Raw genomic sequence first — 26374 nt, 5'->3', positions numbered from 1 at the left:
GGTCATCGTGCCGCTAAAGGAGTTGAAGCGGTACTCGTTGATTAGTTGGTTGGCCACGTCGTAGGTGTAGGTCACCGGCGCTCCGGTCAGTTCCTGGAGCACTGTCCGGTTCCCGGCCCCGTCGTAGGTGTAGGCGAAGCTGCTGAGCATGGTGCCGCTCGGATTGCGGTGCTCGATATTGGTGGTCTCGTTGGCCACGTTATAGGTGAAGCTCGTCCGGGTGCCGTTGGCCCGGCGAATGCTGGTGCGGCGGTCCGCCGCGTCATAGGCAAACGTGGTCCGGTCGCTTTGCGGGTTGTCCAACAGTTCGATCCGCCCCACGGGGTCGTAACTGTAGGTAAATCGTCCTCCGTCCGGATCGATGAGGCTCGCCCGCTGTCCTACCTCATTGTAGCTATAGGTGAGCACTTTATTCCCCGGCCAAGTCAGGTTGGCGACTTGACCGACGGCGTCGTAGCTCGTGGTGTAGCGGCCCGTGGAATCGGCCAGCACCGTGCGGCGATTGAGTTCGTCATAGGTGGTCGTCACCCGGCCGCCAGCCGGGTATTGCCGCAGCGTCTCGCTGCCTAGTTCGTCATAGGTGTAGGTCGTCACGCGACCCCGCGCATCCTGCCGCGTCGCCACTTGGTTGGTGGCCGAATAGGCAAACGTGGTCCGCCGCGCCAAGGGATCGATTTGGACGGTCTTGTTCCCCACTTCGTCATACTGGAACGTGGTCCGGAAGTTCCGCGCATTGACCAATGCCGTGACTTGGTTCGCGTTGTCGTAAACCGTGGTGGTCCGGAAGCTCAAGGCATTCACGACCGCCGTTTGCCGTCCGGCAGCGTCGTAAATCTGCGTGGTCCGGTTCCCCCGCCCGTCCCGAATTTCCACGGTCTGCTGGGCAATCCCGTAACTGTAGGTGGTGCGGCGGTTGAGCGGATCTTGCTGGACTGACACCCGACCAATCGCGTCATAGGTTGTCGTCCAAACGTTGCCCAAGGGATTTTGCGAAGTAATCTGCCGTCCCAGGCCGTCGTAACCGAACGTGGTGACGTTTCCCAGAACGTCCTTGGTGGTCCGCATCCGCCCCGCCGGGTCGTAGCTATAGGTAACGCGGCGGTCGAGCGAATCGACGTTGGCCAACACCCGGCCATCCCCGTCATAGACGGTGGTCGTGCGGAATCCCAGCGCGTTTTGGGTCTCTGTTTGCCGACCAACATCGTCGTAGCTGAAGGTGGTCACGTTGAGCAAGGGATCGGTCGTCGTCGCCAACAAGCCTCCCGTATTGTAGGTCGAGGTGGATACGTAACCCCGTGCATTTTGCACAGTCTTCACCCGCGAAGCCGCATCGTAGGCATAGGTGGTGCGATTATTGCGCGCGTCAATGGTGACCGAGTGCCGCCCATTGGCGTCGTACACCGTGGTCGTGAGAAAGTTGCGGGCGTTGAGGACCGAATTCTGCCGTCCCGCGTTGTCGTAGCCGTAGGTCGTTCTTCTTCCCAAGCCATCGACCACGGTCCGCTGCCGACCCAAGTCGTCGTAAACGAGCGTGGTTTTGCTTCCCACCGGATTAGTAACCGTCTCGATTTGTCCCCGGCCCGTGTAGCTGAAGGTCGTGCGGTTTCCAAACGAATCGATCCGGGCCTCCAACTGGTCGGCGGCGTTATATTGGAAGGTGCTGACCCGCGAGAGCGGATCGGTCATTGTCCGAATCTGGCAGTTGGTCCAGTAGGTGTAGGTCGTGCGTTGCGCCAGCGCGTCCCGCACGGTTAACAGCCGATTCATTTGGTCATAGCTGTAGGTCGTGACGGCCCCCACCGGATCGGTGTAGGTCTCGACCTGGCTATTGGCCGTGTAGCTCAGCGTGTAACGTCCCCCCGTGGGATTGGTTTGAGTCTGCTTGCGCCCCACGCTGTCGTAGGTCACCGTCGTGACTTGGCTCAAGGGATTGGTGATCGTCGAAAGCTGGAACTGCGCGCCGCCGTATGCGCTCTGGACGATCATGCCCCGCGCGTCTTTGAGTTCAATTAAGTTGCGGCTTTCCGGGGTTTCGCTCCCCCAGGTCAACGTCACCCGTTCATCCAGCGGGTTGCGAATCACCGTGATTCGCCCTTGGCTGTCATACGTCCACACGAGCGTCGTGATCGTCTCCAACGGATCAATCACGCCCCGCAGCGTATGGACCCCGTTCCCCAGCCGCTCATAGACGAAGCTGGTCCGTTGGCTCAAGGGATTCTGCACCCCTTGGAGGAGTTTCCCCGACCAGGTGTAGGTGGTCCGCAGTCCCAATGGATCGATCAGCGTGGTCAGCGCTTTGTCCGAATTGTGCACCAGAGTCGTAATTTTCCCCACTCGGTCGGTGTAGATCGTGGTGTCGCCCGAGTAGGCGTAGGTGGCGATCTTCCCATCCGTGTATTGGATCGTAGTGACCCGATTGCTCACATCGTAGGCAAACGTGGTTCGGGTACCCGAAGCTTGGATGCGGGTTTGCAAACGGCCGCTGCCGTCGTAGCCGAATTCCGTTTGGCAAAGCTCCGGCGTCGTCCAGGAGACCAGACGATTCGAGGCGACCGTGAGGGTGGTCACCCGGCCCGCGCTGTCTTGGATCGTATTGAGCTTGTTGCTGCCGTCATACGTCAAGGTCAAGCGACGACTGAACGGGTCGGTGACGGACGACACCCGGCTGGTTCCCCCCACGTAGGTCAAGGTCCAAACGCTGCCGACATGGTTTTGCAGCCGCACGAGCCGGCCCTTGTTCGCGCCGGTCTGGGCGTAGCGATATTGAAAACCGTCCGGCTGCGTCTCGATGAACTCCGTCCCGTCGGCCTGGAGCGAATTGACCGCCGTCTCCGGAGCGTCGTAATACACCCCCGCCGTCGGCGTGTAGGTGTAGTCGTAGCCCGAACCGGTGCGGATCGTGACGTTGCCTCCCACAGTCGGTTCGCTTAAGCTCCGCTTGAACGTGCCGCTCCAACCGGCCGGGTACTCGTCGCTATTGGTTAACTCGGCACCGTTATAGTAAATCAGCGGGATCGGCTCGAAGGGACCCGCTCCCGCCGGTGCCAGCGCCGTCGTCAACGTCCCGCGGCTCGGGTCCACCATGCCCCCGCCGCCGATATCACCTAACCCGGAGACCTGATCCAACGTCTGAAACGCTTCCCCCATTGCCTGATTGGCCGCGGTTTGGATCATTTGCACGACCGGATAAGCAAACCCGGACTGGGCTTGCGGTGGTGCCGCCGAGGGGCTGCTGGGTCTTGGACTCGGACTGGGCGGCGGTCCCGCCGAGGGGGTCGGACTTGCCGACGGAGGACAACTCCCCGTCTGGCAGGTGGAGGCCGTGCAGGACCCATCAGCCGTATAAGGCGAGGGGGTCAGCGGCTGGGCGAGAAACGGACGGCGGATCGTGGGCGATGCCATAACCTGCTCCCTATTGGCACGAGATTTCACGCGGTCATCACAGGAGTGGATTCAAAAAGAATCCAGCCTCCACTCGACTCGTCACCGGGAGACACAACTCACGACAGAGTTCGCCTCCCCAGCCATTCACTGTTGCCAATCCCCAGAAGTCTGCCTAACATAAGCAATCGTAATTCTAGCAAACGTCTACCCGCTTACAAGCAATTCGTCTCTGAAAAATAAAATTCTCGCAAATGGCCAGGAATTCGGATCGATTGCAGGCAGAACTCGCGTGCCTGCGCCAAGGGAAATTGCTAGCAATTGCCGAAAAACTCAATTCAGCCTTGGCCAAGCCAAACCAAACCGCTCGGCATAGGCGTAAAGATCCATTTTTTGATTCTGATGCAAGTAGGCTCGTTCCAGTTCCACCGAGCCGCGATAGAGCGAAAAAAGCTGCCACGCTTGATTCCAAATCGGTTCCGCCTGCTTGGCACGAAAACGATCTAGCCACGTGGGAATTTTTTGAGCGGGTCGTGACCTTTCATTAAGGTTCATCCTGCTCTCTGCTCCTCTTGCGACTCTTGCGACTGCCTGTGTTACTTTTGCGCTACGTCGCCCGGGTTGACGAGCAACCTATTACACACGCAATTCCTGGATTTGCAGTGAAATTAGCGTGGGTTTCATATATGCCAAACCGGTTCCGCATGCGCAATTTGCATAGCGTCTAGTTCTAAGATTTGCCTAAAACAACCAAGTTTATCAGGATGGACACCCCAACGTGTAATCAAATCGCAAAATGCATTAAGTGTTGGTAAGGCTTCATATCTGTCACTAACACTAACTTCAAAAAATAGGCGTCGCACAAGGGGAACCAATGCTTCTAAAGTGTCTTGTACATTGCTTTCGGCTTGAGTCTGGATTAAATGTGAAAATATCTTTGGTGGTTCACCGGTTTTCCAAGATAGTTGCTCTAACGTATGAACGCGTCGAAGGTTTATGTTTCTTCGAAGCATCTCGACATGTGGTTGAATTACCGCAAAGTAATTTTCATAAAATCCGTCACTGCAAAGATCATAAATCGACCATGTATGAATAGGCTCACCTAGGTTAATCGTTCTTTCTCCGGCCTTATCAGATCTCACATTAGAATCATTGAATAATACAGTAATCTGAGAGTAGCCGAATTCTAAAATGACTTGTTGCAAATTGATTGTGGTGTAAAGCTCAATACTTGCCGTAGAGAAGCTAACACGTCCTATGAACAACGGAATCTCTAGCGCGTAGAGCCATTCCAATTCATCCTTCTTGCTAAATGTCAAGCATGTAACCGATGAAGATTTGAATTGTACCAAAAATGAAATGTCCGCAATGAGTTTTCTATTTCCTGCTTGCTTCAAGAGAGTTGCGAAAGCATCGTTGCCAACATCTTCTTGTCTAGGCACTGGCGCAACGACAGCAATCCCCTTGAGCAATAGGATACCCAATTCCTCGTGAAGATCACCGCTACGTAGATTCTTATCCCTTGTTCCAGGCATACTATTTTTCTATTATCAGGCCCAATATACACATCACAACGCCCTCCCCTCACCCCGCCAGCTCCCCGCACAGCAGTTCCGCCTGTTGCAGCACCGTGCGGACCGCTTCTTCCTGCAGGTCGGGCGGGTAACCATATTTGTTGAGTATCCGCTTGACTAGCACGCGGATGCGCGCCCGGGCACCTTCCCGCAACGTCCAGTCGATACTCACGCTTTTGCGTACCTGGGTAATTAACTCGGTGGCAATGATTTTGAGCTTGTCGTCGCCCATCGCCTGGATGGCCGACTCGTTCGTCGCCAGGGCGTCATAAAAGGCCACTTCATCCTCCGTCAGGCCCAGGTCCTCGCCCCGTTTGGTGGCGGCGTCCATTTCCTTAGCCAGGCGGATTAACTCGTCGATCACCTCCTGCGTGGCGATCGCGCGGTTATGATAAGCGTTAAGCGTGCTTTGCAGCTTTTCGCTAAACAGCCGGCTTTGGACCAGGTTGCGTTTGGATCGTACTTTCAGCTCGTTTTTGAGCAGTTTCTCCAGCAACTCCGCCGCCACGTTCTTGTGTTTCAGGCCGCGCACCTCGGCCAAAAACTGGTCGCTCAGAATGCTAATATCCGGCCGGGAAAGGCCCGCTGCGGTAAACACGTCGATCACCTCCCCTTCGGTCGTGATCGCCTTGGAAACCAGTTGCCGTACCGCGGCTTCAATTTGCTCGGGGCTGCGCGTGTTCTTGGACGCTTGCTTATTCAGCACCGCTTGTAACGCCTGAAAAAACGACAGGTCATCGCGGATTTCCGCCGCCTCGTCGCTGGCGGCACACAGGGCAAACGCCCGTGATAGCTCGGTAACTGCCTGGGTGAACCGGATTTTCCCCTCTTCTTGCCGCAAAATATGCTCTTGGCCCGCGGGTATCAGCGTCAATCGCTCGGTCGGTTTGCCATCAACCCACAGACTCCAGTCAAAACCGTGCAGCATGTCGCGGGCGACCTGGTACTTTTCCAGCATCACGGCAATGGCCTGGTCGGCGTCAAACGTCGGTTCGCCCTTGCCGCCGCTGTCGGTATACAGGGAAATCGCTTGTTTCAGTTGATCGGCCAGGCCCAGGTAATCGACGATCAGCCCCCCCGGCTTATCACGAAAGACCCGGTTCACCCGCGCGATCGCCTGCATCAGGCCATGCCCGTGCATCGGTTTGTCGGCATACATCGTGTGCAGGCAGGGGGCGTCGAAGCCGGTCAGCCACATATCGCGGACAATCACGATCCGAAAAGGGTCTTTGCTATCTTTAAACCGGTTGGCCAGCTTCTTGCGCTTGTCCTTATTGCGAATGTGGGCCTGCCATTCCGGCCCATCATCGGCGCTGCCGGTCATGACCACTTTGACCACGCTCGATTTGTCCCGTTCCGCCTCTATTTCATCATCCGGCGCACTGGCCCAATCCGGCCGCAGCTTGATAATCGCGTTGTACATATCCACGCAAATCCGACGGCTCATGCAGACGATCATCGCCTTGCCGCTCAGGGCTTCCAGCCGTTTTTCAAAGTGGTTGACCAGATCCGCGGCAATCAGCGCGATCCGCTTGGGGTCCCCCACCAGGGCCTCCAGGGCGGCCCACTTGGTTTTTAATTGCTCTTTCTTGGTCAGTTCCTCCCCTTCGGTCAGCTCTTCAAATTCCCGGTCCAGGTTTGAGAGTGCCGCGGCATTCAGGCCCAGTTTGGCGATCCGGCTTTCATAATAGATCGGGACCGTGGCCTTGTCCGCGACCGCCTGCAAAATATCGTAGATGCTAATGTAGTCGCCAAAAACCGCGCGGGTGTTGGCGTCGGTTTGCTCGATGGGCGTGCCGGTAAAACCGATGAACGAGGCCTGCGGCAGGGCATCCCGCATGTTCCGGGCCAGGCCATCGATCAAATCGTATTGGCTACGATGGGCTTCGTCGGCAATCACGACAATGTTTCGCCGCTGGCTCAGCGGCGGCATCCGCTCCCCTTTTTCGGGCAGGAATTTCTGGATCGTGGTAAACACCACGCCGCCACTCGCCACGGCCAGTAACTCCCGCAGCCGTTCCCGGCTTTCGGTCTGGATCGGCGTCTGGCCCAGCATTTCGTGGCAACGCTGGAACTGCCCAAACAGTTGATCGTCCAGATCGTTGCGGTCGGTCAGCACCACGAGCGTGGGATTTTGCATCGCCGCCGCGCGGACAATCCGAGCCGCATAAAACAGCATGGAATAGCTTTTGCCGCTCCCTTGGGTGTGCCAGACCACGCCAATCCGCCGGTCCCCCGGCTGGCCTCCCGCGGCCTGGCCGGCCGTACCCATGCCGCTGGCCCGGATGGTTTCGTCAACGGCGGCATTCACGGCGTGAAACTGGTGGTAACCGGCGATGATTTTATTGACCGTTCCCCGGTCGGGGTCATCCTCAAACGTGATAAAATGCTCGAGCAACTGCAAAAAGCGGGATGGTTCAAACACGCCGCGAATCAGAATTTCCAGTTCGGTCACCCCTCGTGGGGCTTCCTCCAGACCCTCGATCGTCCGCCACAGTTTGAACCACTCCTGGTTGGCGGTCAGGGAACCCAGGCGGGCGTAGCAGCCATCGGAAATGGCCAAAACCGCGTTATAAGCCAGCAGACTGGGGATTTCCGCTTTGTACGTTTGCAGTTGCCGGTACGCGGCCCAAATGTCGGCCTCCTCGTCGGCGGCATTTTTCAGTTCGATCAGGCCCAGAGGCAGGCCATTCACAAAAACCACGACATCGGGGCGGCGGTTGTGCTGCCCCTCGATCACGGTAAATTGGTTGACGGCCAGCCAGTCGTTGTTGGCTGCCTGGGTAAAGTCGACCAGCCAGACCTTGTCGTGCTTGAGGGTGCCGTCGGGCCGGGCAAATTCGACCTCCACCCCTTCGCGCAGGCAGGTGTGAAACGCCCGGTTGGTGTGGATGAGGGACGGGGTTGCCAGGCGTTGGATTTTGCGCAGAGCCTCTGCGCGGGCATCGGGGGGGATGGCGGGGTTGAGCCGGTCGAGGGCCGCGCGCAGGCGGTCAGCCAAGATCACGTCGCCAAACGAGGCCCGTTCGGCCGCGGGTTCGCCGGGGGCGAGGGAGGGACCAGCCAGGGTCGCATAGTTCAATTGGCTAAACCATTCGAGCGCGGCGGCTTCGACGGTGGATTCGGTGAGGGTCATGGGTTTATCCATACTACTAATGTGGTTCCCAGATACCATCCTTAGTGAAATTCAAACTGCGTGGATAACCGTAGGCATTCCATAATTGATCAAAAAGTGGCTTGAGAGCTTTGCGAGTATCTTGAATTGAAGTTTCAAAAACAACTTCCTGCATAATAACTGCGTCACGATCTAGCGGATGCCCTCCTTCTTCTAAACGCACATTTACAGCCAATAACGAATCTCGACATCCAAGTAGACTCAGACTCACCGCAACTTGGCCCGTCATTCCCAACTCTCTATAACCTTTGAGAATATGACCAGTCGTTTGGGTAATCTGTTTTTCGTAATAAGTGCTGGCAAGTCCTCTTTTACCATTACGGGAACTAAGTACATCTGCGCATACGGATTCAACTGTACCATTGGAAAAGATTTGCGTATAGCCTTTGCTGGGGCTGTTCTCTTCGCATTGAAAATTAAGAAAACCATCGATATTATATCGGAATTCATTCCCATGATTCCGAATCAATGGAAACGAAATTCGTAATTGATTGTAAGCTGACGATAAATCAAAACGGTGCCTGTTGATGAATGACTCTATCGGCACAATATGCAAAACCATTCGGGAGGTACTCATTAATAGTACAGGTGTCTCATCTGCAACAATTCGCGCTAATCGTTCTTCACGAAAGCGTTTAATGCGTTCTGCATGAGCTTCATTCGCCAAAAAAGCAGAGCGTATTTCCTCCACATCCAATTGATGCTTACCAGCAGAATTTCGCGTGAAAAAACGAGACGAATTTTTATAAGTCACCATATGAGGTGCACTCAAGCTTTTAGGCACTCGGATTAAGAAAATAAAGCCACCGTCATTCTCCAGGGTAAATTCTCGAATTTGTATTTTAATTCGAGGAGCGATCCCAGTGCGAATGACGTTTTCCAGCTTCTGCTTGATTTGATCTGAGCTATCTATTTCAATAGCAACTAACGATTGAGGAATTCCAGTATTCTGTCCCTTATCGTTTAAACCAGTTTTTACACCGAAAATAATGTCTCCTCCCCGCGCATTAGCAAATGCCGAAATGTCCGCCAGGAATTCCTTCTTGGCTTCATCAGTGTCACCTGGCAATGATTGCTTGTATTCAAGCGTAGCGCTTTCTGCCACTGATAAAGTTATTAACTGCGTGACATCCGAAAGTTGGATTTGATCGAAGGGCTTCTGAAGCATATTGCCATTCTCTAGGAAAATGCGGACTTGTTTAGTCAATACTTCGTGTAATGCGCGACACAGAATAGTTCTTCAGGCAGCTAAATCCTGTAAGGACTCCTCTCGCATAGTCCATTTGATAGGAGTTACGCCATAATTGTGTAAAGCATCGATAACGGTCTCTGAGACTGCGTGTTCCGTATCGTTCAATATTGCGTAAGCCTTTGCGTCTGCCGGACGAACTTCTTTAATATCTATCCACGAAAAGGCGAACGATTGGGCAGTGTCGCGATTAGGGCGATTGATTGCCTTAATAATTCTCTCGGGTTGTTTTCGTGACTTGGGAATGACAAAATCGAAGACGTGGTCGTAACCGCTTTTACCTCGAAATGTGGGATGTGGCGTGTATCGAATGTCTTTGCTGTCAAGCCATTCGACCACGTCCTCATGAAACAGGCTGGCTACCATTGGCATCGCTAGATAAAACATGTCATTCACGGCTAGAATAGCCTGCACTAAACTATGTTTGCGCAATGGGAAATTGTCTTGACTAGCATGAATCTGCAGCTCTGTCCCTTCTAAGCGGACGCCGAATCCGTTGATTGTCATCTTCAGCAGTTCCTGCCGCTTCCGGCTGTCAAGTCTGCAGCCAGATTGTTCCAAGTCGGACAACACGTATCCGTCGTCAGTGAGCAAGTAGCCTGACTCCTGTTTCTTCGCGTAAATTTGGATAAAATCGTTATGGCGGTCCAAATATGGTGTGGTAATTTCGATCCACTCCTGCAATTCGCGCAGGGTGGTCTTGTCTTTAAGCCACTTCCAGTAGTCATCGAGCAGTTTTTGTACTTCGTATATCATAGAAACAGCCCTGGTTGAATTCGCGGCGGTAGCATAATGTGGCAATATTTATAGAAATCCTGGAGCGTTTGCCACAAGTCGGTTGGATTTGCGAACACCATTTCTGGCAATGGTTCTGCCCATTTGTCACCAAATCCCACACGATAAAGGTGTAAATGTGGACAAGGAATTTCCACTCCGTCTGGATTCCTATGCGGAGGGCCGGCTAGGTCCAAACGCGCTAGAACTACGACTTGCCGGGCGCGATTCTGATATTTTACTTTTGCCAAATCAATTCTTCCACGACTCAGATCTAGTACGAACTCTTCACGGTGATCCAGCGAGAAAAGTGGCAGTGACAAAGCGCCGCCGGTTTGGGGAAAGAGGTGCTCTTTCTCGTCATTGCACACCTTTTCCATGAAGAGCAACTTCTTTGCTTCTTCTTGTGTAAGATTATAGTCTGTCATTAAATGGTTCTCCCAATGATTTGCTCCGTGTGTGGAACGCTCAACTCCCCGCTCAGCAGCTTCGGCAGCAGGGTGTCGCGTAGGGTGGCGAGGGTGCGGGATTCCCTCTCGTTGGAAACCATTTGGCGGAAGATTGGCTCCGAGACATCGGCGAAGGCTTTAACAACGTCTTTGGTTGGAAGCACGAACGTCTGCCGTTTGAGATCCGTCTGCGTCAGCAAAGGCTGCGTTGACCCACGGTTCAGCGTGATAAGGTCGAATCCCTTCAAAACAAAATAGGTGAAGTCGAAATTTCCGGCCTGCGGTTCAACAATGAGCGTGTTGTCAGAGGGCCAAGACGGTTCCGCTGTCCGAAAGATGAGTCCCAAGGTTCCAACCCGCCCGGTGAATAAAATCGGTTTGTCGTAGAGGGCTGAGGGCACATAGCCCATTCTGCCGCCGCCACCGTAGAGGGGGATGTTGCACTCCGGCGACAAAACATCGCAGCGACTTTCGGGCCTTTTTCCGCTACCGACACTTGCGATTTCTTCAAGGTGCGCCGCTCGCCATCCATGTGGGATTGGGCCAAGGGGAGAGTCTTGGAAGGAGTTGGGGAAGAGGGGGGCGATGGCGGGGTCGAGGGGGTAACCCACACCCTGGCCCTCTTTCACGGGGAGAGGGGAAACCAGCCGTCCGTCGAGTTTGGCGCGGACGGGGTCGAAATCCACAAACCAACTCTGAAACAGCGCCCACGCTAGTGCCTCCAGCGTCACGTTCATCCGCCGGTTCAACTCGATCTTGTCGTCCAGCGCCTTTAATATTTGCCCTATTTGCCTTTGTATCTCAAATGGCGGAAGCGTGATTGAGAGTCGCCCAATCATTTCATTGTTTAGACTTGCACGAGTCGAAAGCGACGACATGGCGGTTACTGCCTGTCGAAACTTCGGCCCTCGAAAATAGTAGCCGACATATTCAGGGACCAGTTCGGTTCCTGCTTTTGGCCGAAGTCGTTTTGTGAAACCGTTGAAAGTCGCTGATTCAAAGTCTTTTAGGGCAACTGAGCTCATTCCGAGTTCGCCTTGCGTCTCACTCGTTCGTGTCAAGAAAACATCTCCGCGTTTGACTGAGCACGCATGCCGTTCTTTCTCCGTCGCATTCACCAGCGAACCGGGGGTCGATGGAATAAAGTAGTTGTCGAGCACATCTTTGAATGTGACGAAAGGCGTTCCGAATCCAAACTCCGATCTTGGCTTCGACAAACCAGATCCTATTTCATACAGATCGGTGACAAGAACTATTGGCCATTCACCCGCCATAGCCCAGCCCCCTTAGGTTAGCTGTGATGGCCTGCTCCAGTTTCGCCGACTCGGCAAATTGAGCCTGCAATTCCGCGACCAGGCGCGGCATCTTCTCCTCGAACGGTTCGCCGTCGTCTTCGACATCGGCGGCACCGACATAGCGGCCCGGCGTCAGGACGTAACCGTGGGCGGCGATTTCCTGCGTGGTGGCTGATTTGCAAAAACCGGGGATATCCCGGTATTCCCGCATCTCAAAGATGATTCCCGCCTTCCTTCCAGCCTGAAAGCGCTCCTCCTCGTCAGTGCGCCAAGTATGGTAGGTAGATACGATGAGTTCGAGGTCTTCGTCCGTCAGCTCCCGGTGAACACGGTCAATGAGCTTTCCCATCTTTCGAGCATCAATGAAAAGTGTTTCGTGCTTTCGTGAACGGTAGCAGTCAGGCACTCGGTCCCGCTCCACTTTTCGTGCGGCTTTGCTCTTGGTGAGGAACCAAAGGCAAACGGGTATCTGCGTACTGTAAAAGAGCTGCCCAGGGAGGGCGACCATGCAATCGACCAGATCGGCCTGGATGATCGCCTGGCGAATTTCCCCTTCGCCGGATTGGTTGGAGGACATGCTGCCATTGGCCAACACAAACCCGGCCATCCCCTGCGGGGCCAGATGGTGGATAAAGTGCTGCACCCAGGCGAAGTTGGCGTTTCCCCGCGGGGGGACCCCGTATTTCCAGCGGATGTCGTCATCCTTGCGGAACCAGTCGGAATCATTAAACGGGGGATTGGCCAGGACAAAGTCGGCCCGGAGATCGGGGTGCAGATCGCGGCGGAACGTGTCGGCATGTTCGGGGCCAAAGTCGGCCTCGATCCCCCGCAGAGCCAGGTTCATGACCGCCAGGCGGCGGGTGGTGTTATTGCTTTCTTGGCCATAAATGGAGATGTCGCCGATCCGGCCGCCGTGCGATTCGACAAACTTTTCGGACTGGACGAACATCCCCCCCGATCCGCAGCAGGGATCGTAAATCCGCCCCTTATACGGGGCCAGCATTTCCACCAGGACGCGGACCACGCAACTGGGCGTGTAAAATTGCCCCCCATTCTTTCCTTCGGCGCTGGCAAAACGATTGAGGAAATACTCGTACACCCGGCCCAAGAGATCGACGGAGCGGTGGGTTTTTTCCCCTTGGCTGGCGGCTGTTAAGGTGATCGTGGCGATCAGATCGATCAGTTCCCCCAGGCGGTGTTTATCGAGCGCCGGGCGGGCGTAATCCTTGGGCAGGACCCCTTTGAGCCGGGGATTGTCGCGCTCGATGGCGACCATTGCATCGTCCACCAATTTGCCGATGGTGGGCTGTTTGGCATTGGCCTGCAGGAACGTCCAGCGGGCCTCCTGCGGCACCCAAAAGACGTTCTCGGCCCGGTATTCGTCCGGGTCCTCGGGATTGGCCCCGGCGTATTCCCCCTGGCCGGACGCCAGTTTAACGCGGTGTTCCTCAAAGGTGTCGGAAATGTACTTTAAAAAGATCAGGCCCAGGACGACGTGCTTGTACTCCGCGGCGTCCATGTTGTTGCGCAGCTTGTCCGCGGCGAGCCAGAGTTTGGCCTCGAAGCCGAGGTTGGCCGTGGCTTTGCCGTTGGATTCGGTTTTGGCGTTCGAATTGGCTTTCGCGGTGGTGGATTTGCTGCGTTTGGCCATGCCCCGATGGACTCCCCTAGGAACTCTTCTTCTTGAGCTTCTTCCCTTTGTGCTCGGATTTTTTGCCGCAAGTTGCCTGGGCAAATTCACATGATACGGAATTTGAGTGGGTAAAATGCAGCAATTGCGGCAGGATTTGTCGTGTCTGGGGGTGAATTATAGAAAATTTTATTAAAACCCGCAATTACCACACGGGAAGGTGACGTCTCCGTAGTTTATAGGCTGTGGTTTCTCTTCACGTGGAAATGGTAAGCGAGAAATCATGGGCAAGCCCCTCAACAAAAGAGTGCTTTCCGTGCCTGGGAACGCACGGCCCCATTGAAGCGGTAGAGATTGTACTGTTAATACCGCGCTCCCCCCCTCACCCCCGCCTCAGAATCCTCCACACGGTAGAGGCGTGCCATAGACGACTTTTGCCGCGGCAGCGGATTTTTGAGTCATTCAGCCGTGTGGCGATGGCGGAGGCCCCCAGTCCTTGGGCGTGCAAGTCGCGGATGAGCCGCAGGGTCGATTGCTCGTCCGGCACGGGCAGCAGTTTTTTGCCCACTTTACGGTAACCATACGGCGGCACGCTGCCCATGGCCCGACCAGCGCTTTGATGGCGCAGCATCATGGCCGACGTGCGCGAGCGGCTAAGCTCCCGCTGCATTTCGGCCAGCGCGGCAAAGACCGTGCTCACAAACCGGGCCGTGGGATTGTCCGTCATACTCCAGTCCCCTTCGCTCGTTGACACCAGCTTGGCCCCTTTGCGTTCAATCTCGCGGGCCAGCACAATCGACCATTCCGTGTCGCGGGCCAGGCGACTCCAGTCCCGCACGACCAGGCGATCACCACGTTTAAGCTCGGCCAGAGCGGCAAACAGCCCCGCCCGCTCACGGTCGGCACCCGATATGTCGCGGTCGGCATAGTGGGCCTTGACGGACCAGCCCTGCCGAGCCGCCCAGGCATCGATCTCCGCCCATTGCCGCTCGACACTGTGGCAATCTTGTGGCATGGGCCGGGGGGAGAAGCGGGCGTAGGCGATGATGGGCATGGGGGGTAATGGAGAATTGGAGTAGTGGAGGAATGGAGAGGGGAGTTTTGTTGGCTGAATGTGCTTGCCGCGGCCTATTTTTTCCGTGGTAGAGTATAAGGGCACTACTTAATACTCACGGGGTAGCAGGATCGTGGTGCTTTGACGCTGGCCGCTAGCATCCACACCCTCGGTGATGATCCAGATTTTCGCGCCGTTTTTCAGGATATAGGCACTTAGGAGCCGGTCGCCATGCTGGAGCGCATCATCATTCGCCTGGGCGTCCTGATCACCGACAGTCCCCCAGTCACACCCCGCATGGCGATCCAAGTAGGGGGTGGGTAACTCCGCATCCCCAAAGGCGGCCAGCGCCCCGGGGGTGATGAAGGTTTTATTCCAAGATAAGCGGTTCGTCACAATAAACGTCGTGGACATGGTTGACCTCATGGAAAAATGAACCTATTTGAAATAAAGCTGTGTGATTCTCACTACGCCGCTATGGTTAAATCCGCGAATTTGGCGGCTTGTTCAAGCAGCCAAATCGCGGCCGCTTCCTTCTCCCACAACTCTTGGCACAAGATCGCTCCCGGGTCGATCAAGTCCACAATCTCGGTATTCATCGGGCGGGGCCTGCCTAGGTTGTTGGTCAATACTCGCCCCTCGCTGGACATCGCGTAAAACCACAGCGTCCGATACGCCCAGCCGCTCAAGGCGTTGGCTAGCAGGGACTCGCTCACGGGTTGACCGTAATCCTTGACCACGCAGGAAAGCAACAGCTGATCCCCGTTGGTGTACGAATTGAGATTGTACTTGGCGGCAATCAACCGTACGCTGTAACCGGCTTGTTCCAGCCAATCGGCCAGCGTGATAGCCGCGGCACCGCGCCACAAAATGTCGCGGGACTTCACATCCCACGACGTGGCCACATTGCACACAATCGTGATATTGCTGCGCCCGATGCTGGCTGTGCGTCGGCACTCTTGCCAGTACGGTTGACCGGCACGCAGCCGATCGATGCACAGCGTATCCCCGCCGTCCTCATTCCAGCGAGGCTTGCGCTTGACGTTCACCGGCACGGGCAAATCCATATCGTCCAGGTAACTTTTGACCGCAAAATAATCATCAGCGGTGGGCTGATAGTGGCCGTGTAACTCTTGTTTGGCATGGTCGATGCCGGTAAACTTTCGCCCCACAAAATCCGTGTTGTGCCGGTCAAACAAACTGCCCAGGCCGTAGGGATTGTACCTGTCTTTCTCCGTGGCCTTGCTGTTGGCCAGGTCGTCCAGCGAGTCGAATTCTCGCTGGACCAGGCCCCCGATTCCCTTTGTGTGGTAACTCTCTAGCATGGCAATTTCTCCAAGATCGAGGCGGCGGCTTTGCGTTCATCAGCCGACCAGGCCACCAGCAGGTCAGCGAAAATCTCGCGGTACGCTTCCCCCACGTTGCGGCACGCCTGGGCGGCCAGCATATCGCGGGTACCGACAATCTGCCGAAACTTGCGTTCCCGCACCAAGTCCCGCAGTTTCCAGCAGGTATCCCGCACTACGGAATCCGGCACTAAATCCGCTTCCAATTCGCGGTCGTAGTCACATTCCAGGGTGGCACACGTGAAACGGTTTAGCGTGGCAGCGTCGAGCTGATTGCGGCCGGCGTACATCCGATCCGCCCCGAGGCCAAACGTGTTCGCCGCCGCGATCACCTTAAAGTTGGCGTGTTTGTTGGCCAGGGGCTTATCGGTACGGTTAGGCAACGCCATAAACTTCCCGGCTAACGCCGCATTTAACACGGTACACGTGTTTCCGTCCGCGGCGTCGAACTCGTCGAGCAGGAACATTCCCCCTTGCTCATACGCTTGCACAAACTGTGCTGGCACATAGCCAAAAGTGCCCCCCGCTTCCACGGGCAACAGCCGCCCCAACAGTTGTCCCTCACTCATACCGGCGGAGCAACTAATAAAACTAAACTCTAGCCCTAACTCTTGGGCGGCTTGGGCGGCCAGCGTCGTCTTACCGCTGCCCGCAGGCCCCACGAGCATCACATTTAACCCCGCCGCCAGCTTACGCAGCAGTTTGGGCAACAGTTTGTGGCGCCGTTCCGTAGACTTCACCGGCGGCACTACCACTTCCACCTTCGCGGGCCGGGGCTTACGCTTCGGGGCTTCACACGGGTAAAAATGTTGCCAGGTCATATCGCCACTAGGCGAACGCCCGGAGGGCTTTACTTTCTCATTGGGGGGCATAATCACCCCACACTTACAACACTCGCGCTCTATCTGGTTGTAGACCCAACCCGGCGCGTCGGCGTGCAGGTCCAGCGAAAGCTGGGTATCCACACGCCCACGACTTAACGTGAACATAGATTTTCTCCCTTGTGAAAACCAAAAACCAAGATCATCTCGGCAAAAACAACTACGAATTTGCCGCGGAAATGCGGATTTTTAGGGGGGGTAACGGCTAGTCCGCCATGCACCCGCTATCTATCGCTTGCAGCACAGCACGCATGTTATGCTTGCACTGTCGCACCAATTCCACATAGGCCCCTATCGGCTTACCGTCCAACCCGTGCTTCTGCGCTATCCGCCTTGCTTCCAACGCAAACGCTAACTCCAACTCCTTGCCGTTAGAGAGTAACTCTAGCCGGATACAACGTGACAACAGTGGCGCAGTGTCCATGCAATCCTCAAACAGAGCCTCCTGCCCCTCATTCGTGGTTGTAAAAATCACCACGGCATACTCTGGTAAACGCTCTAGTACGTCAAGAAAATCCGTTATAGTGGCATTGCGCAGCCCATGCGCCTCATTCACAATTAACGCGTGTCCCTTACCGTCAATGCAGCGGCAACACAATGAGTCTTCCCAGTCCTTTAACGCCTTAGGCGTAAACCGTGAAACGCTAGTTTCTGTGGTGGCAAACTCGCTTGCCACATCACTGGCAATAATCTTGGCTATGGTAGTCTTGCCCGTGCCGGACAATCCGCTAATCCAGTACGCTCTACCACCCCACCCGCGCTCTTTGAGCGCGGTTAGTCTCTTGACCGTGAGGGGCTGACCAACCACGCCGTCAAGCGTAGTTGGCCGTTCCCGCTCAAATAATGCAGGCATGACACATTCTCCCTTAAACTCTGACCGCGCACCGTTGACGTAACGATGCAGGGATAGAGTGCCACCGTTACAGTGGCACGGGAACGCCTAATCACACTGGCAAACCATACGCTCTTAGCTGGTCATACTCCAAGTAAAGGTCACTCCACTTGTCATAGTAGCGGCCCTCTCTCGTATCGTAAAAAATACGGTCACGCCACTGATTCCCCTCAGGAAATACACGCTCCAACATAAGGTTAACCCTCAATTTCAAAGTATTCTCTCAGAACACGCGAAACCGCAACGCACGCTTCCGCAGCACACTGTCCAACAGCGTCGGTGTCCAACTCCTCGTAGGCGTCGAGCATAGTAAACACTACGCCAAACGTATCCCTAGCCAGTGTTGCCACAAACTCCCGCTCATGAGGCATAGCCATAATGATTCTCCCTTGCTACTTGACCGCACACCCTCACTGTAAGGGTGCAGGGATAAGTGCTCCCCCACTACGGGGGAGCTAGGGAATTCCCACACTAGGCGGCAACCTTAACCTTGCCCTTAGCCTTAGCCGCTTTCTCCGCGGCATGCTTGGCCTTGCTAGCGGCACTACGCTGATCGATGAGCGAAATATTCGCCTTAACAAACTCGTCGTAACGGTCCAACTTGGCACGGATAGCCGCTACAGTCTCAACTCGCAGGATTGTGCCAAACTGGGCGTTACCGCCAGCAAGCCGACCAAAGTTAATCGCCCCGCTCTCTGTAACCGTGAACTCTGCACCGGTGGACTGCTTAGGCAGCACATCAACCGCATCGGCGGGCTTAATCGCCCCGCTCTTGACGCCCAGCAGGACGTACCGCAGAGTTGCACTGTCCTGCCCGATCAGAGAACAAGTCTCGTCCACGGACAATCCACCCTTGGCCAGTTCGCCTAGCACTTCTAAATTGGTCATAACTGTACACTCTCCCTTGATTAGGTAAACACAATCGCTTGCCAACAGTAGGCTTGCTGATGTAGCACACTACGCTAGCAGTGTGCTTAGTCGGGAAGTCTACGGACCAACACACTGGCCTAATCGTGGCTTGTGTCACACCATTCCCACGAATAACCGTGAACTTCCTCATCCCACACAAAGCTGCCTACATCAGGTCCAGGCTCTGTGGCGGAAAACTCTTCCAACTCTTGCAACAGATACTCTTCCAACTGTGCTACGCTCATAACCGTTCCTCCCTTTGTGTTGTGCTAGCACAGTGACCAGTACTGTAGTCAAAGTGATAACAGCGAAACTCGTTTGTCCTGTCGTGGCGTTTTGCCATCGACAACCAACACTACGGCCTCGGCAAAGCGGCCAGGATTTTGCTGAGCGATTCGCTTAGCAAAGCGTAAAGGTATAGAGGACAACAGCTTAGTGTTGCAGTGTGACAGTATTACTATGCCACGATTTTGACCCAACACCCCGCCCGTCACACGCGCGCGGGATACTTACTAGTCCCCCTCCCGCAACTTGTGTAACCCCGTGTTAATTTGGGCAGTTTGGCAACTTGTAGAGAAGTTGCGGTTGGTAGAATTTTGCCCCGAGGGTGGGGGGGTTAGTGAGTTGGTGGAAGTCCCGTTTCCTGAGGTTTAAATCTTGGGGAAAAGAGAAAGACTCGCTCTCCACGATGTAGATTTTCGAGTTTCTCTCGCGTGAGGATATTTTCTTGTTGGAACCAAGTTTACCGCAGGTTTAGACTTTGCTCTAAAAATGGCTTCCACACTGTCGCAGCGCTACACAAACGAGTTGGACACGGTCTCCAAGTTTTCTATTTGTTGATACATGAAACAGGGTGGAAAGTATAATGAGAAGTGCAATACTTTGTTAGCAGCTTAGCAAGTTATCCAGTCGCCTACAGGCCGAATATTTGCTATAGTGCGTAACAGGTGGCCAGTGTGTTACAACGCTCTTGTTTTACGATCCGCGGGAGAGCGCATCACGCTTACGCGATTTTCTCGGATCGGCTGGATTTTTTATGGGGAACAATGATGGAATGGCTTGAGCCGCTATTAGGGGTTGGGAACACACCAGAATGGGTAAAGGAGTATTCACGCAGAGTAGGGGAATTGCTGGAACGCTACCCAGCGGCGTGGGAGTGGTGGCGGGAACAGGTGGCGAACTGGTCAGCGGGGGAAGCGGCCCACGTACGGTTCATAGGCCCCCAACCGTACCCCACTGGATATGAAGAACGAATAAACGAAGTCTCCTGGTGTTTGCGGCTTTTCTTGAAGCGCAAGCGAGACATGGAATCATACACCGCAATGTTGGGGGCAATCTACGATACCAGTGACCCCCGACTATTGCATCTTGGCCCCCCGTTTTTGGATGTAGGGGAAATGGTGAAACAAGGCGTCGATATTTTGCCTAGTTGGAATTGGCAGTTACTCTTGCGGGAAATAGCCAACACCAAGGAATTGCAGGGGGAAACGATTCTGAATGATGCTTTGCGGATTGTGGAACGGGAATTAGGGAAACGGTTTGGAATAGAGGGGGAAGCGGCGGCGGAACCGGCAAACGGCGATCCAGCTCCCAACGTGCGATTCAGCGACGATTGCCATTCCGTAAATTGGCATGGTGAAGTGTTGACATTTAGTACAACCCAGGCGGTTGCTATGCGGGTGCTGAAAGATTCCCAGGGAACTGTATTGGTACGGAAAGTGGTTGGTGACGATGCGGGCAAGCAACGGGTGGCGGCGGGAGTGATAATGCTTCAGGGACAGACCCAGAACATTTCAGGGGCAGCGGATGATGTTAAGCCCCTTGATTTGCTATTTGGCTGGCGGGAGATTATAGCGGCGTTGGGGCGGCCTTATTCTAAAGAAGAGATCCGCCGGATAAAGAAACTATCCAATTCGACAGTCGGACCGATTCCTAGCCCGGGGAAAGGTGGGCAAATTTGTTGTGAGCGTGGAAAACTCTTGGAATGGTGGAACCGACTGGAGAAACGGCATGACGAATTGCAGCAACGAAACATCGACCGCGACGCAACCACCAGCGGGCATTACGATTACGGCCAACGCGGGTTGCAGATAATCCCTGAAATTGCTGGGGCGGTTAAAAAGCAAAAGAAAGCAAAAGAAAGCAAAAGGTAACAAAAGCTCTCGGTGGCGTGCTGGTGACCATGAGTTTATGGGGAAGCATATCGCAAGCCCCGCGTACTCAGGAGCCATTCTCATGCCGCAACTTCTATTAAGTGCCGACATCGATCGGCGACTTGGCTGGCCAATTGGCAAAGCCGAACGCCTAGCCAAGCGGGGAAAACTCCCGCACATCTGTTTGCCCGATGGCGAAATCCGCTTTCAGTGGCGGGCTATTCGTGCCCTCTTGAAGCACGTTAAGCGTAGTGGGGGTGGCAAGTGACCCTCTCACTTCTTACTTCCCGCGAACTGGCGACTATTGCCAATGTGGACCCCCGCACGCTCAACAATTGGCGGCGGTTGCATGGACTGCCCTTTTGCAGACTCCCTGGTGGTGCCATTCGGTATGAGCATGCCGCGGTGATGAACTGGATCAGGGCACGCGGGCATGGGATGACCCCGTACCAAAAAGATACACAGTCCACAAATGACACAGGCTGCGAGTGCGAATCGCGGCCCGGTCTACATTCTTAAAACCCCAACATAGTTACCACGGCCCGGGGAGTAACCTGGACCGCACATAACAGGAACGTTTTAGCATGGACCTTGCGAATTCACCAGGTGAATTGCTAGACCCGCCCGAGCTAGCTTTTGAAAGTGAAAAGGTGGTCATTGCCGCGGGCATCCTGGAGACTGACCGAGCGATTAAAACCGAGATTCTCGGGCAAATTGTGGCCGACCATTTTCATGACGGTGATTACCGAATTATCGCCAGCAACATGATTGCCCTTTGGTCAAGAACCGGGGCCTTAGATTTAACCTTGCTGGTCGGCGAACTAAAACAGGCGGGCATCGCGCAACCCGAGCTAGTAATAGCCAAGGCGGCCCGTACAGACGCCGATACACACAACTGGCGGGAACATTTAACCCGCGTGAATGAAGCCCATGAACGGTTTGAAAAGTTTTTTGCGGCAAAGAAACTACTCTACGCAATCAAGTTTAGCGAACCCCTGGAACATCATTTAGCGGTCATTCTACGCACCGAAGCCGACAACCAAAACCACGACTCGCGCCAGGCGGACGATGATCCACCCGAGCCTATGGCAGTGTCGGCGTTTCATGGTCTAGCGGGTGAGATTGTGTATGAAATAGAACCGCATACCGAAGCTTGCCGGGAAGGTTTACTAATGCAGTTGCTGGCGGCGTTTGGAAGCTGCATTAACCGAACCGCTCATTTTTGTGCAGAAGCCGATGAGCATTATTGCAATCAATTTCTCTGTCTTGTGGGCGATACCAGCAAGGGCCGCAAAGGAACATCATGGGGACAGATACGGCGACTGTTCCGCATGGTCGATGAACCGTTTGCCGATACGCGGTGCCCCACAGGTTTAAGCAGCGGTGAGGGCCTAATTCACCAAGTGCGGGACGCAATCTATAAGCCCGATAAAAAGGGTGATTTGGTAATGGTCGATGAGGGGATCGACGATAAGCGGTTATTGGTTATTGAATCAGAATTTGGGGGGACGCTACGCAGCATTGCCCGCGAGAAAAACACGTTGTCCGCGGTGATGCGGGACGCATGGGACAGCAAGCCGATCTTGCAAACTCTCACCAAGAACTCCCCCACCAAAGCGACAGCGGCCCATATCGCAATCGTGGGGCACATCACGCGGACCGAGTTGCGGGAGCTTTTATCCAATTGCGACATAGCCAATGGTCTGGCTAATCGCTTTCTATGGTGCCGAGTTTATCGGTCAAAGTTTTTGCCCGAGGGGGGAACCCTGGAAACCGAAAGTCTGGCGGTGATGGCCAACAGTTTGGAACGGTCGATTGAATTTGCCCGTGGTCGGGGGGAAGTCCGTCGCGACCAACAGGCACGCGAGCTATGGCATCATGTTTACCCAAGTTTGAGCAATGGTCGGCCCGGAGCATGGGGCATGGCGACGGGCCGGGCAGAGGCCCAGGTGATGCGTCTGGCGGTGGTACTGGCCATGATTTGCCGTAGCCCGATAATCACGCGCGAGATTCTCACAGCGGCATTGGCGATCTGGGATTATTGCGACCAGTCGGCCCGCTATGTGTTCGGTTTTTCCACAGGGAGCCGAACCGCCGACCGGATCATCAATGAGCTGCGACAACGACAAGGCATGACCCGTTCCGAGATATATGGAATTTTTAAAGGCAGGGTGCCAGCGGCGGAATTGAACCGTTGCATGGGCACGTTAGAGGGCATGGGACTAGCCACAAAGCTGTCAGTGCCAACTAGCGGGAGACCGCAAGAGTGTTGGCGGGCCGCATAAGTTTTTATGTGCGAAAGAGGGTAATAAGGGTAAAAAGCCACCCAGGGACCGACTTAATTCCCTTTTTACCCTTATTACCCCACTACCCGAGAGAAAATTTCACCAGCAACGAGGCAATCAGATTGCCCATTTTAACATTTACCAGTGGGGGCGGGGATGCCAGCAAAAACCAAAAAACGGCAGCGGCGGGGTCGGCAAAGCGATGGTGATGGGGAGTTGTAGCCCGTGGACCTGGAAGCCCGGTTAATGGCACAGTGACGTTTGGTATTACGCAGGTACGGGGCTGGAGACGGAAGCCGAGCGGCAAGGCATCAGGGCATTTTTGGTGGAAGCCAAGTTGTATACCCAGGGCTACCGAGACTGGCGGCATGAGCTGCCATTTTAGGAAAATCGGTTGCATAGGATGCCCCAGGAACGCAAGTTGATGCCGACCACGACTTACAGAGCGACCAAAGCCGCAACCACCCCACAGAACGCAAATTTCGCAATTGTGGCAATTAGGGGATGATCCACAATACAATATCAATACTTGCCGATATACTAAATAGTGGATACACTTACATTATGAGCAAGTCACATCCCACACTGAGCGACCAACTGCGAACCGTAATCGACAATTCGGGTTTGTCGCATTATCGCATTTGTAAATTGACGGGCATCACGCAACCCAGCATGAGCCGGTTTATGAATGGCATCGGCGGGCTAAGTCTGGAAAACCTCGACAAGCTAGCCCAGATACTACAGATAGTCATAACTACGAAAACCATAGGGAGCAAGTAACATGGCCAGTATCTACAAAGTGGGCGGTGGCAAGTGCCCCATTAAGGGCGTCAAATTTTTTGCCGGTGAAGGGGCCGACCGCAAGGAGCGGCGGATACAACTAGGGCCGATAACGACCGAACAAGCGCGCGAGTTTGCGCGACGCATCGAACAACTGCAATCGCTGGTCAAGATGGGTCAACCCCCTGGACCGGAACTAGCCGACTGGGTGGCCAAGCTGGACGATGATATGCACGCCAAATTGGTCAAGCATGGGATTTGTGAACCGCGGCCAATTGTTATATTGGCCCCCACGTTAAAAGCATGGACCGAAACCTATATCGCGGCCAAGTCCAAAAAAGCGGCCCCCGCAACGATGACGCGGGTCAGGACCACGGTTTATTATTTGCTTGGCTACTTTGGTGAAAACGTCCGCATTGACGCCATTACCCGCGAAATGGCTGACCTTTGGGATACCTGGTTGCGGAAACAAAAGAGCGGTAAACGGTCAAAGGACCGAATGAGCGAAGCGACCGGCAACCTGCATTGCCGACAGGTCAAGGCGATTTTTAACTACGCGGTCAAAGAGGATCATCTTATAAAAAACCCGTTCCGTGGTCTGGCATCGGGGAGTGATGCCGCGGTGCGGGAGCGGTACGTTACCCAGGAGGAAACGGCCCGCATTATATCCCAGCTACCTAATGCCCAGTGGCGGTTGCTCTTTGGTCTGGCCCGCTACGCTGGTCTGCGGTGCCCTTCCGAGACGCATAAGCTAGTCTGGGGAAACATGCACTGGCATGATGGCACGCTCAAGGTTTTTGGCAAGAAAACCAAAAACTGGCGGACGGTGCCGATTGATAATCGCTTGCTCCCCCTCCTGGAACAAGCCTTTGAACAAGCCCCGGAGGGCCAAGAAAAGATTATCTCTCTGAGCCGAAACAATCTGCATCGCAATATCGAGCAGGCCATTATCGCGGCGGGCATCAACCCGTGGGATGACCTGTTACAAGTTCTGAGACAATCTTGCGAGACCGAATTACTAGCCCGTGGCGTGCCGATTTATGCGACGGCCCGGATCATCGGCCACAGTGTCAAGGTCACGGAAAAGCATTATGCCATGATCCCAGGCCAACTAATGGACCAGATTAGGGCCAGCGGCCAACTGGTAAACCTGCAAAAATCAGAAATCAGCGAACCGGCGGGGCAGGATAATATTGATAGTGAACATCTGTCCCCAAAAAGCTTCACAAAAAGCTTCACTCCAAAGGCCGGAAAGGGCCAGAAACCGACGGAAACAGGGAATGAAAAGCTTGACAAAAAAAACCCCGCAAAACCCGATTTGAGACGGGAAAATGCGGGGTTTTGTGAACTGAGCCCGGCGGGACTTGAACCCACGACCCACGGATTAAAAGAGCGATGCTCCCCAGAAGTATATACCACATCTATTCTTTGGTATTCGGCAAAGGCAAGATGGGAGGCTCAGGAATAACCTCCACTTTGTGGATTCTCTCCCATTCTTGACGTTTTTTTCTGATTTGTTGTTTCAGATCTGCGATGGCTCGGTCCAGCATCTTCGTCTGGCGGCGAGTCAATAGCTTCCCATACCTGAGCAAACCCCTCAAATGGGGGGGTAACGGATCAATCCCGGCTAGGTAACTCATGCCGCCACGGGGGAGATGGGCGTGATCGAAAACGCATCACGCGGAGGGGCAGCGGCGATGATCTGGTCGGCGGCGCGCTGGCCCGCTACCCGAATAAATTCTGGTTTCCACTGCACGGTGCCAGCCTTTTGCACAATAGCTAGCACGTGTCCACAGGTCGTCACCGAACGTGCCTCGCCGCCGTTCTGTTCGACATACTCAATTAATTCATTTTCGATCTCTTCCACCTGTTTGCCTAGGTCACTAGCCTGGCGTTGGAGCTCTTTACGCTTGGCTTCGAGCTTGAAATAACGCTCGATTTGGGCACGGGTAACTCGCATGCGGCACGAAGGGGGATAGAGGAAGGTGGTCTAGAACGGTGCCAAAGCCGCAATCTAGTCCACGGCTGTCAGCCACTGAAATTTCAGCGGCTGACATACGCCACCTATGATCGGAGGAATGCCCCAGGCCGATCGCATCGACGACGACAAGATCAGGACGTGCCAGCGACTATTGCGCACGACGCTTCCAATCACCGAGATTGCATTGATCTTGGATCTGTCCCGGGAAACGATTCACGCGATCAAACGAGGGGATATATTGGCCTCGACCTCGCGGTACAAGCGTTGCCCAGGTTGTGGTGGCAAAGCGATTCAGCCCTGCATTCTTTGTACGGCCCGAGCCACACTGGCAGAGGCTTGCCCCCTGCCACCTAGCCCTAGCTGACCCCTCCCCCTGCCACCGACGCCCGTAGGTACTTCCTGGCTGGCTCGGCCCGTGCCCCCTACGGGAATAGCAGGAAATATGCACACAGTTGGTTGCCGGAGAAAAAAATCTGAATTTTCCCTCCCATTCCTGGGCCACACGGTGGCCCACAGCCGCGAAGTGAGACCTTATGGAAATTGAATTAGTATCCCTGGACCGTTTG

General features: G+C 54.7%; 23 protein-coding genes. 6 read left to right on the top strand and 17 right to left on the bottom strand.

What is annotated here, in order from left to right; all coding sequences use genetic code 11:
• The 16 genes from SFX18_12345 to SFX18_12270 form a co-directional block, all read right to left on the bottom strand.
• Positions 1-3402 (bottom strand): hypothetical protein (locus SFX18_12345; protein MDX1963937.1); only part of this gene is annotated, 3402 nt, incomplete at its 3' end.
• 312 nt (positions 3403-3714) lie between these two features.
• Positions 3715-3936, bottom strand: a complete 222-nt coding sequence (locus SFX18_12340; GenBank protein ID MDX1963936.1) for a hypothetical protein — start codon at positions 3934-3936, stop codon at positions 3715-3717.
• 125 nt (positions 3937-4061) lie between these two features.
• On the bottom strand, positions 4062-4916 hold the full coding sequence (locus SFX18_12335; GenBank protein ID MDX1963935.1) for a hypothetical protein: 855 nt from the start codon (positions 4914-4916) through the stop codon (positions 4062-4064).
• 49 nt (positions 4917-4965) lie between these two features.
• Complete coding sequence (locus tag SFX18_12330; GenBank protein ID MDX1963934.1) at positions 4966-8091, bottom strand: type I restriction endonuclease subunit R; 3126 nt, start codon at positions 8089-8091, stop codon at positions 4966-4968.
• Positions 8092-8107: 16 nt separating this feature from the next.
• Positions 8108-9298, bottom strand: a complete 1191-nt coding sequence (locus tag SFX18_12325; GenBank protein MDX1963933.1) for an ATP-binding protein — start codon at positions 9296-9298, stop codon at positions 8108-8110.
• A gap of 72 nt (positions 9299-9370) precedes the next feature.
• A complete protein-coding gene (locus SFX18_12320; protein MDX1963932.1) occupies positions 9371-10135 on the bottom strand; it encodes a DUF1829 domain-containing protein in 765 nt (254 codons plus the stop codon).
• Entirely contained in the window at positions 10132-10581 is a 450-nt protein-coding gene (locus SFX18_12315; protein ID MDX1963931.1) for a hypothetical protein, read from the bottom strand. Before SFX18_12315 ends, SFX18_12320 begins: the two co-directional genes overlap by 4 nt.
• On the bottom strand, positions 10581-11876 hold the full coding sequence (locus SFX18_12310; GenBank protein ID MDX1963930.1) for a restriction endonuclease subunit S: 1296 nt from the start codon (positions 11874-11876) through the stop codon (positions 10581-10583). Before SFX18_12310 ends, SFX18_12315 begins: the two co-directional genes overlap by 1 nt.
• Complete coding sequence (locus tag SFX18_12305; GenBank protein ID MDX1963929.1) at positions 11866-13548, bottom strand: class I SAM-dependent DNA methyltransferase; 1683 nt, start codon at positions 13546-13548, stop codon at positions 11866-11868. Before SFX18_12305 ends, SFX18_12310 begins: the two co-directional genes overlap by 11 nt.
• Positions 13549-13909: 361 nt before the next feature.
• Positions 13910-14581: a recombinase family protein gene (locus SFX18_12300; GenBank protein MDX1963928.1), complete on the bottom strand. Its 672-nt coding sequence runs from the start codon at positions 14579-14581 to the stop codon at positions 13910-13912.
• Between the two features lie 108 nt (positions 14582-14689).
• Positions 14690-14995, bottom strand: coding sequence for a hypothetical protein (locus SFX18_12295; GenBank protein MDX1963927.1), 306 nt, complete (start codon positions 14993-14995; stop codon positions 14690-14692).
• Between the two features lie 53 nt (positions 14996-15048).
• Positions 15049-15906 carry a hypothetical protein gene (locus SFX18_12290; protein MDX1963926.1) on the bottom strand — a complete coding sequence of 286 codons (858 nt, stop codon included), beginning with the start codon at positions 15904-15906 and terminating at the stop codon, positions 15049-15051.
• Positions 15900-16916, bottom strand: coding sequence for an AAA family ATPase (locus tag SFX18_12285; protein MDX1963925.1), 1017 nt, complete (start codon positions 16914-16916; stop codon positions 15900-15902). Before SFX18_12285 ends, SFX18_12290 begins: the two co-directional genes overlap by 7 nt.
• A gap of 97 nt (positions 16917-17013) precedes the next feature.
• A complete protein-coding gene (locus tag SFX18_12280) occupies positions 17014-17661 on the bottom strand; it encodes an AAA family ATPase (protein ID MDX1963924.1) in 648 nt (215 codons plus the stop codon).
• A 510-nt stretch (positions 17662-18171) separates the two neighbouring features.
• A complete protein-coding gene (locus SFX18_12275) occupies positions 18172-18588 on the bottom strand; it encodes a hypothetical protein (GenBank protein ID MDX1963923.1) in 417 nt (138 codons plus the stop codon).
• A gap of 119 nt (positions 18589-18707) precedes the next feature.
• Positions 18708-18854, bottom strand: coding sequence for a hypothetical protein (locus tag SFX18_12270; protein ID MDX1963922.1), 147 nt, complete (start codon positions 18852-18854; stop codon positions 18708-18710).
• Between the two features lie 1059 nt (positions 18855-19913).
• Here SFX18_12270 and SFX18_12265 point away from each other — a divergent pair.
• From SFX18_12265 to SFX18_12245, 5 genes are all read left to right on the top strand, one after another.
• Positions 19914-20762 carry a hypothetical protein gene (locus SFX18_12265; GenBank protein MDX1963921.1) on the top strand — a complete coding sequence of 283 codons (849 nt, stop codon included), beginning with the start codon at positions 19914-19916 and terminating at the stop codon, positions 20760-20762.
• A gap of 82 nt (positions 20763-20844) precedes the next feature.
• Positions 20845-21030, top strand: a complete 186-nt coding sequence (locus SFX18_12260; protein ID MDX1963920.1) for a hypothetical protein — start codon at positions 20845-20847, stop codon at positions 21028-21030.
• Between the two features lie 316 nt (positions 21031-21346).
• Positions 21347-23047, top strand: a complete 1701-nt coding sequence (locus SFX18_12255; GenBank protein ID MDX1963919.1) for a DUF3987 domain-containing protein — start codon at positions 21347-21349, stop codon at positions 23045-23047.
• Positions 23048-23611: 564 nt separating this feature from the next.
• On the top strand, positions 23612-23827 hold the full coding sequence (locus tag SFX18_12250) for a helix-turn-helix transcriptional regulator (protein ID MDX1963918.1): 216 nt from the start codon (positions 23612-23614) through the stop codon (positions 23825-23827).
• Position 23828: 1 nt separating this feature from the next.
• Positions 23829-25295 carry a tyrosine-type recombinase/integrase gene (locus tag SFX18_12245; GenBank protein ID MDX1963917.1) on the top strand — a complete coding sequence of 489 codons (1467 nt, stop codon included), beginning with the start codon at positions 23829-23831 and terminating at the stop codon, positions 25293-25295.
• A gap of 168 nt (positions 25296-25463) precedes the next feature.
• Here the strand turns inward: SFX18_12245 and SFX18_12240 are convergent, their stop codons facing one another.
• Positions 25464-25787 (bottom strand): hypothetical protein, encoded by a 324-nt coding sequence (locus tag SFX18_12240; GenBank protein ID MDX1963916.1) that lies wholly within the window; start codon positions 25785-25787, stop codon positions 25464-25466.
• Positions 25788-25905: 118 nt separating this feature from the next.
• Here SFX18_12240 and SFX18_12235 point away from each other — a divergent pair, with 118 nt between their 5' ends.
• Positions 25906-26172: a hypothetical protein gene (locus SFX18_12235; protein ID MDX1963915.1), complete on the top strand. Its 267-nt coding sequence runs from the start codon at positions 25906-25908 to the stop codon at positions 26170-26172.
• The last annotated feature ends 202 nt before the right edge of the window (positions 26173-26374 follow it).

Source organism: Pirellulales bacterium, assembly GCA_033762255.1.
Lineage (GTDB): Bacteria > Planctomycetota > Planctomycetia > Pirellulales > JALHPA01 > JANRLT01.
This window is presented reverse-complemented; position numbering and strand designations above follow the sequence as displayed.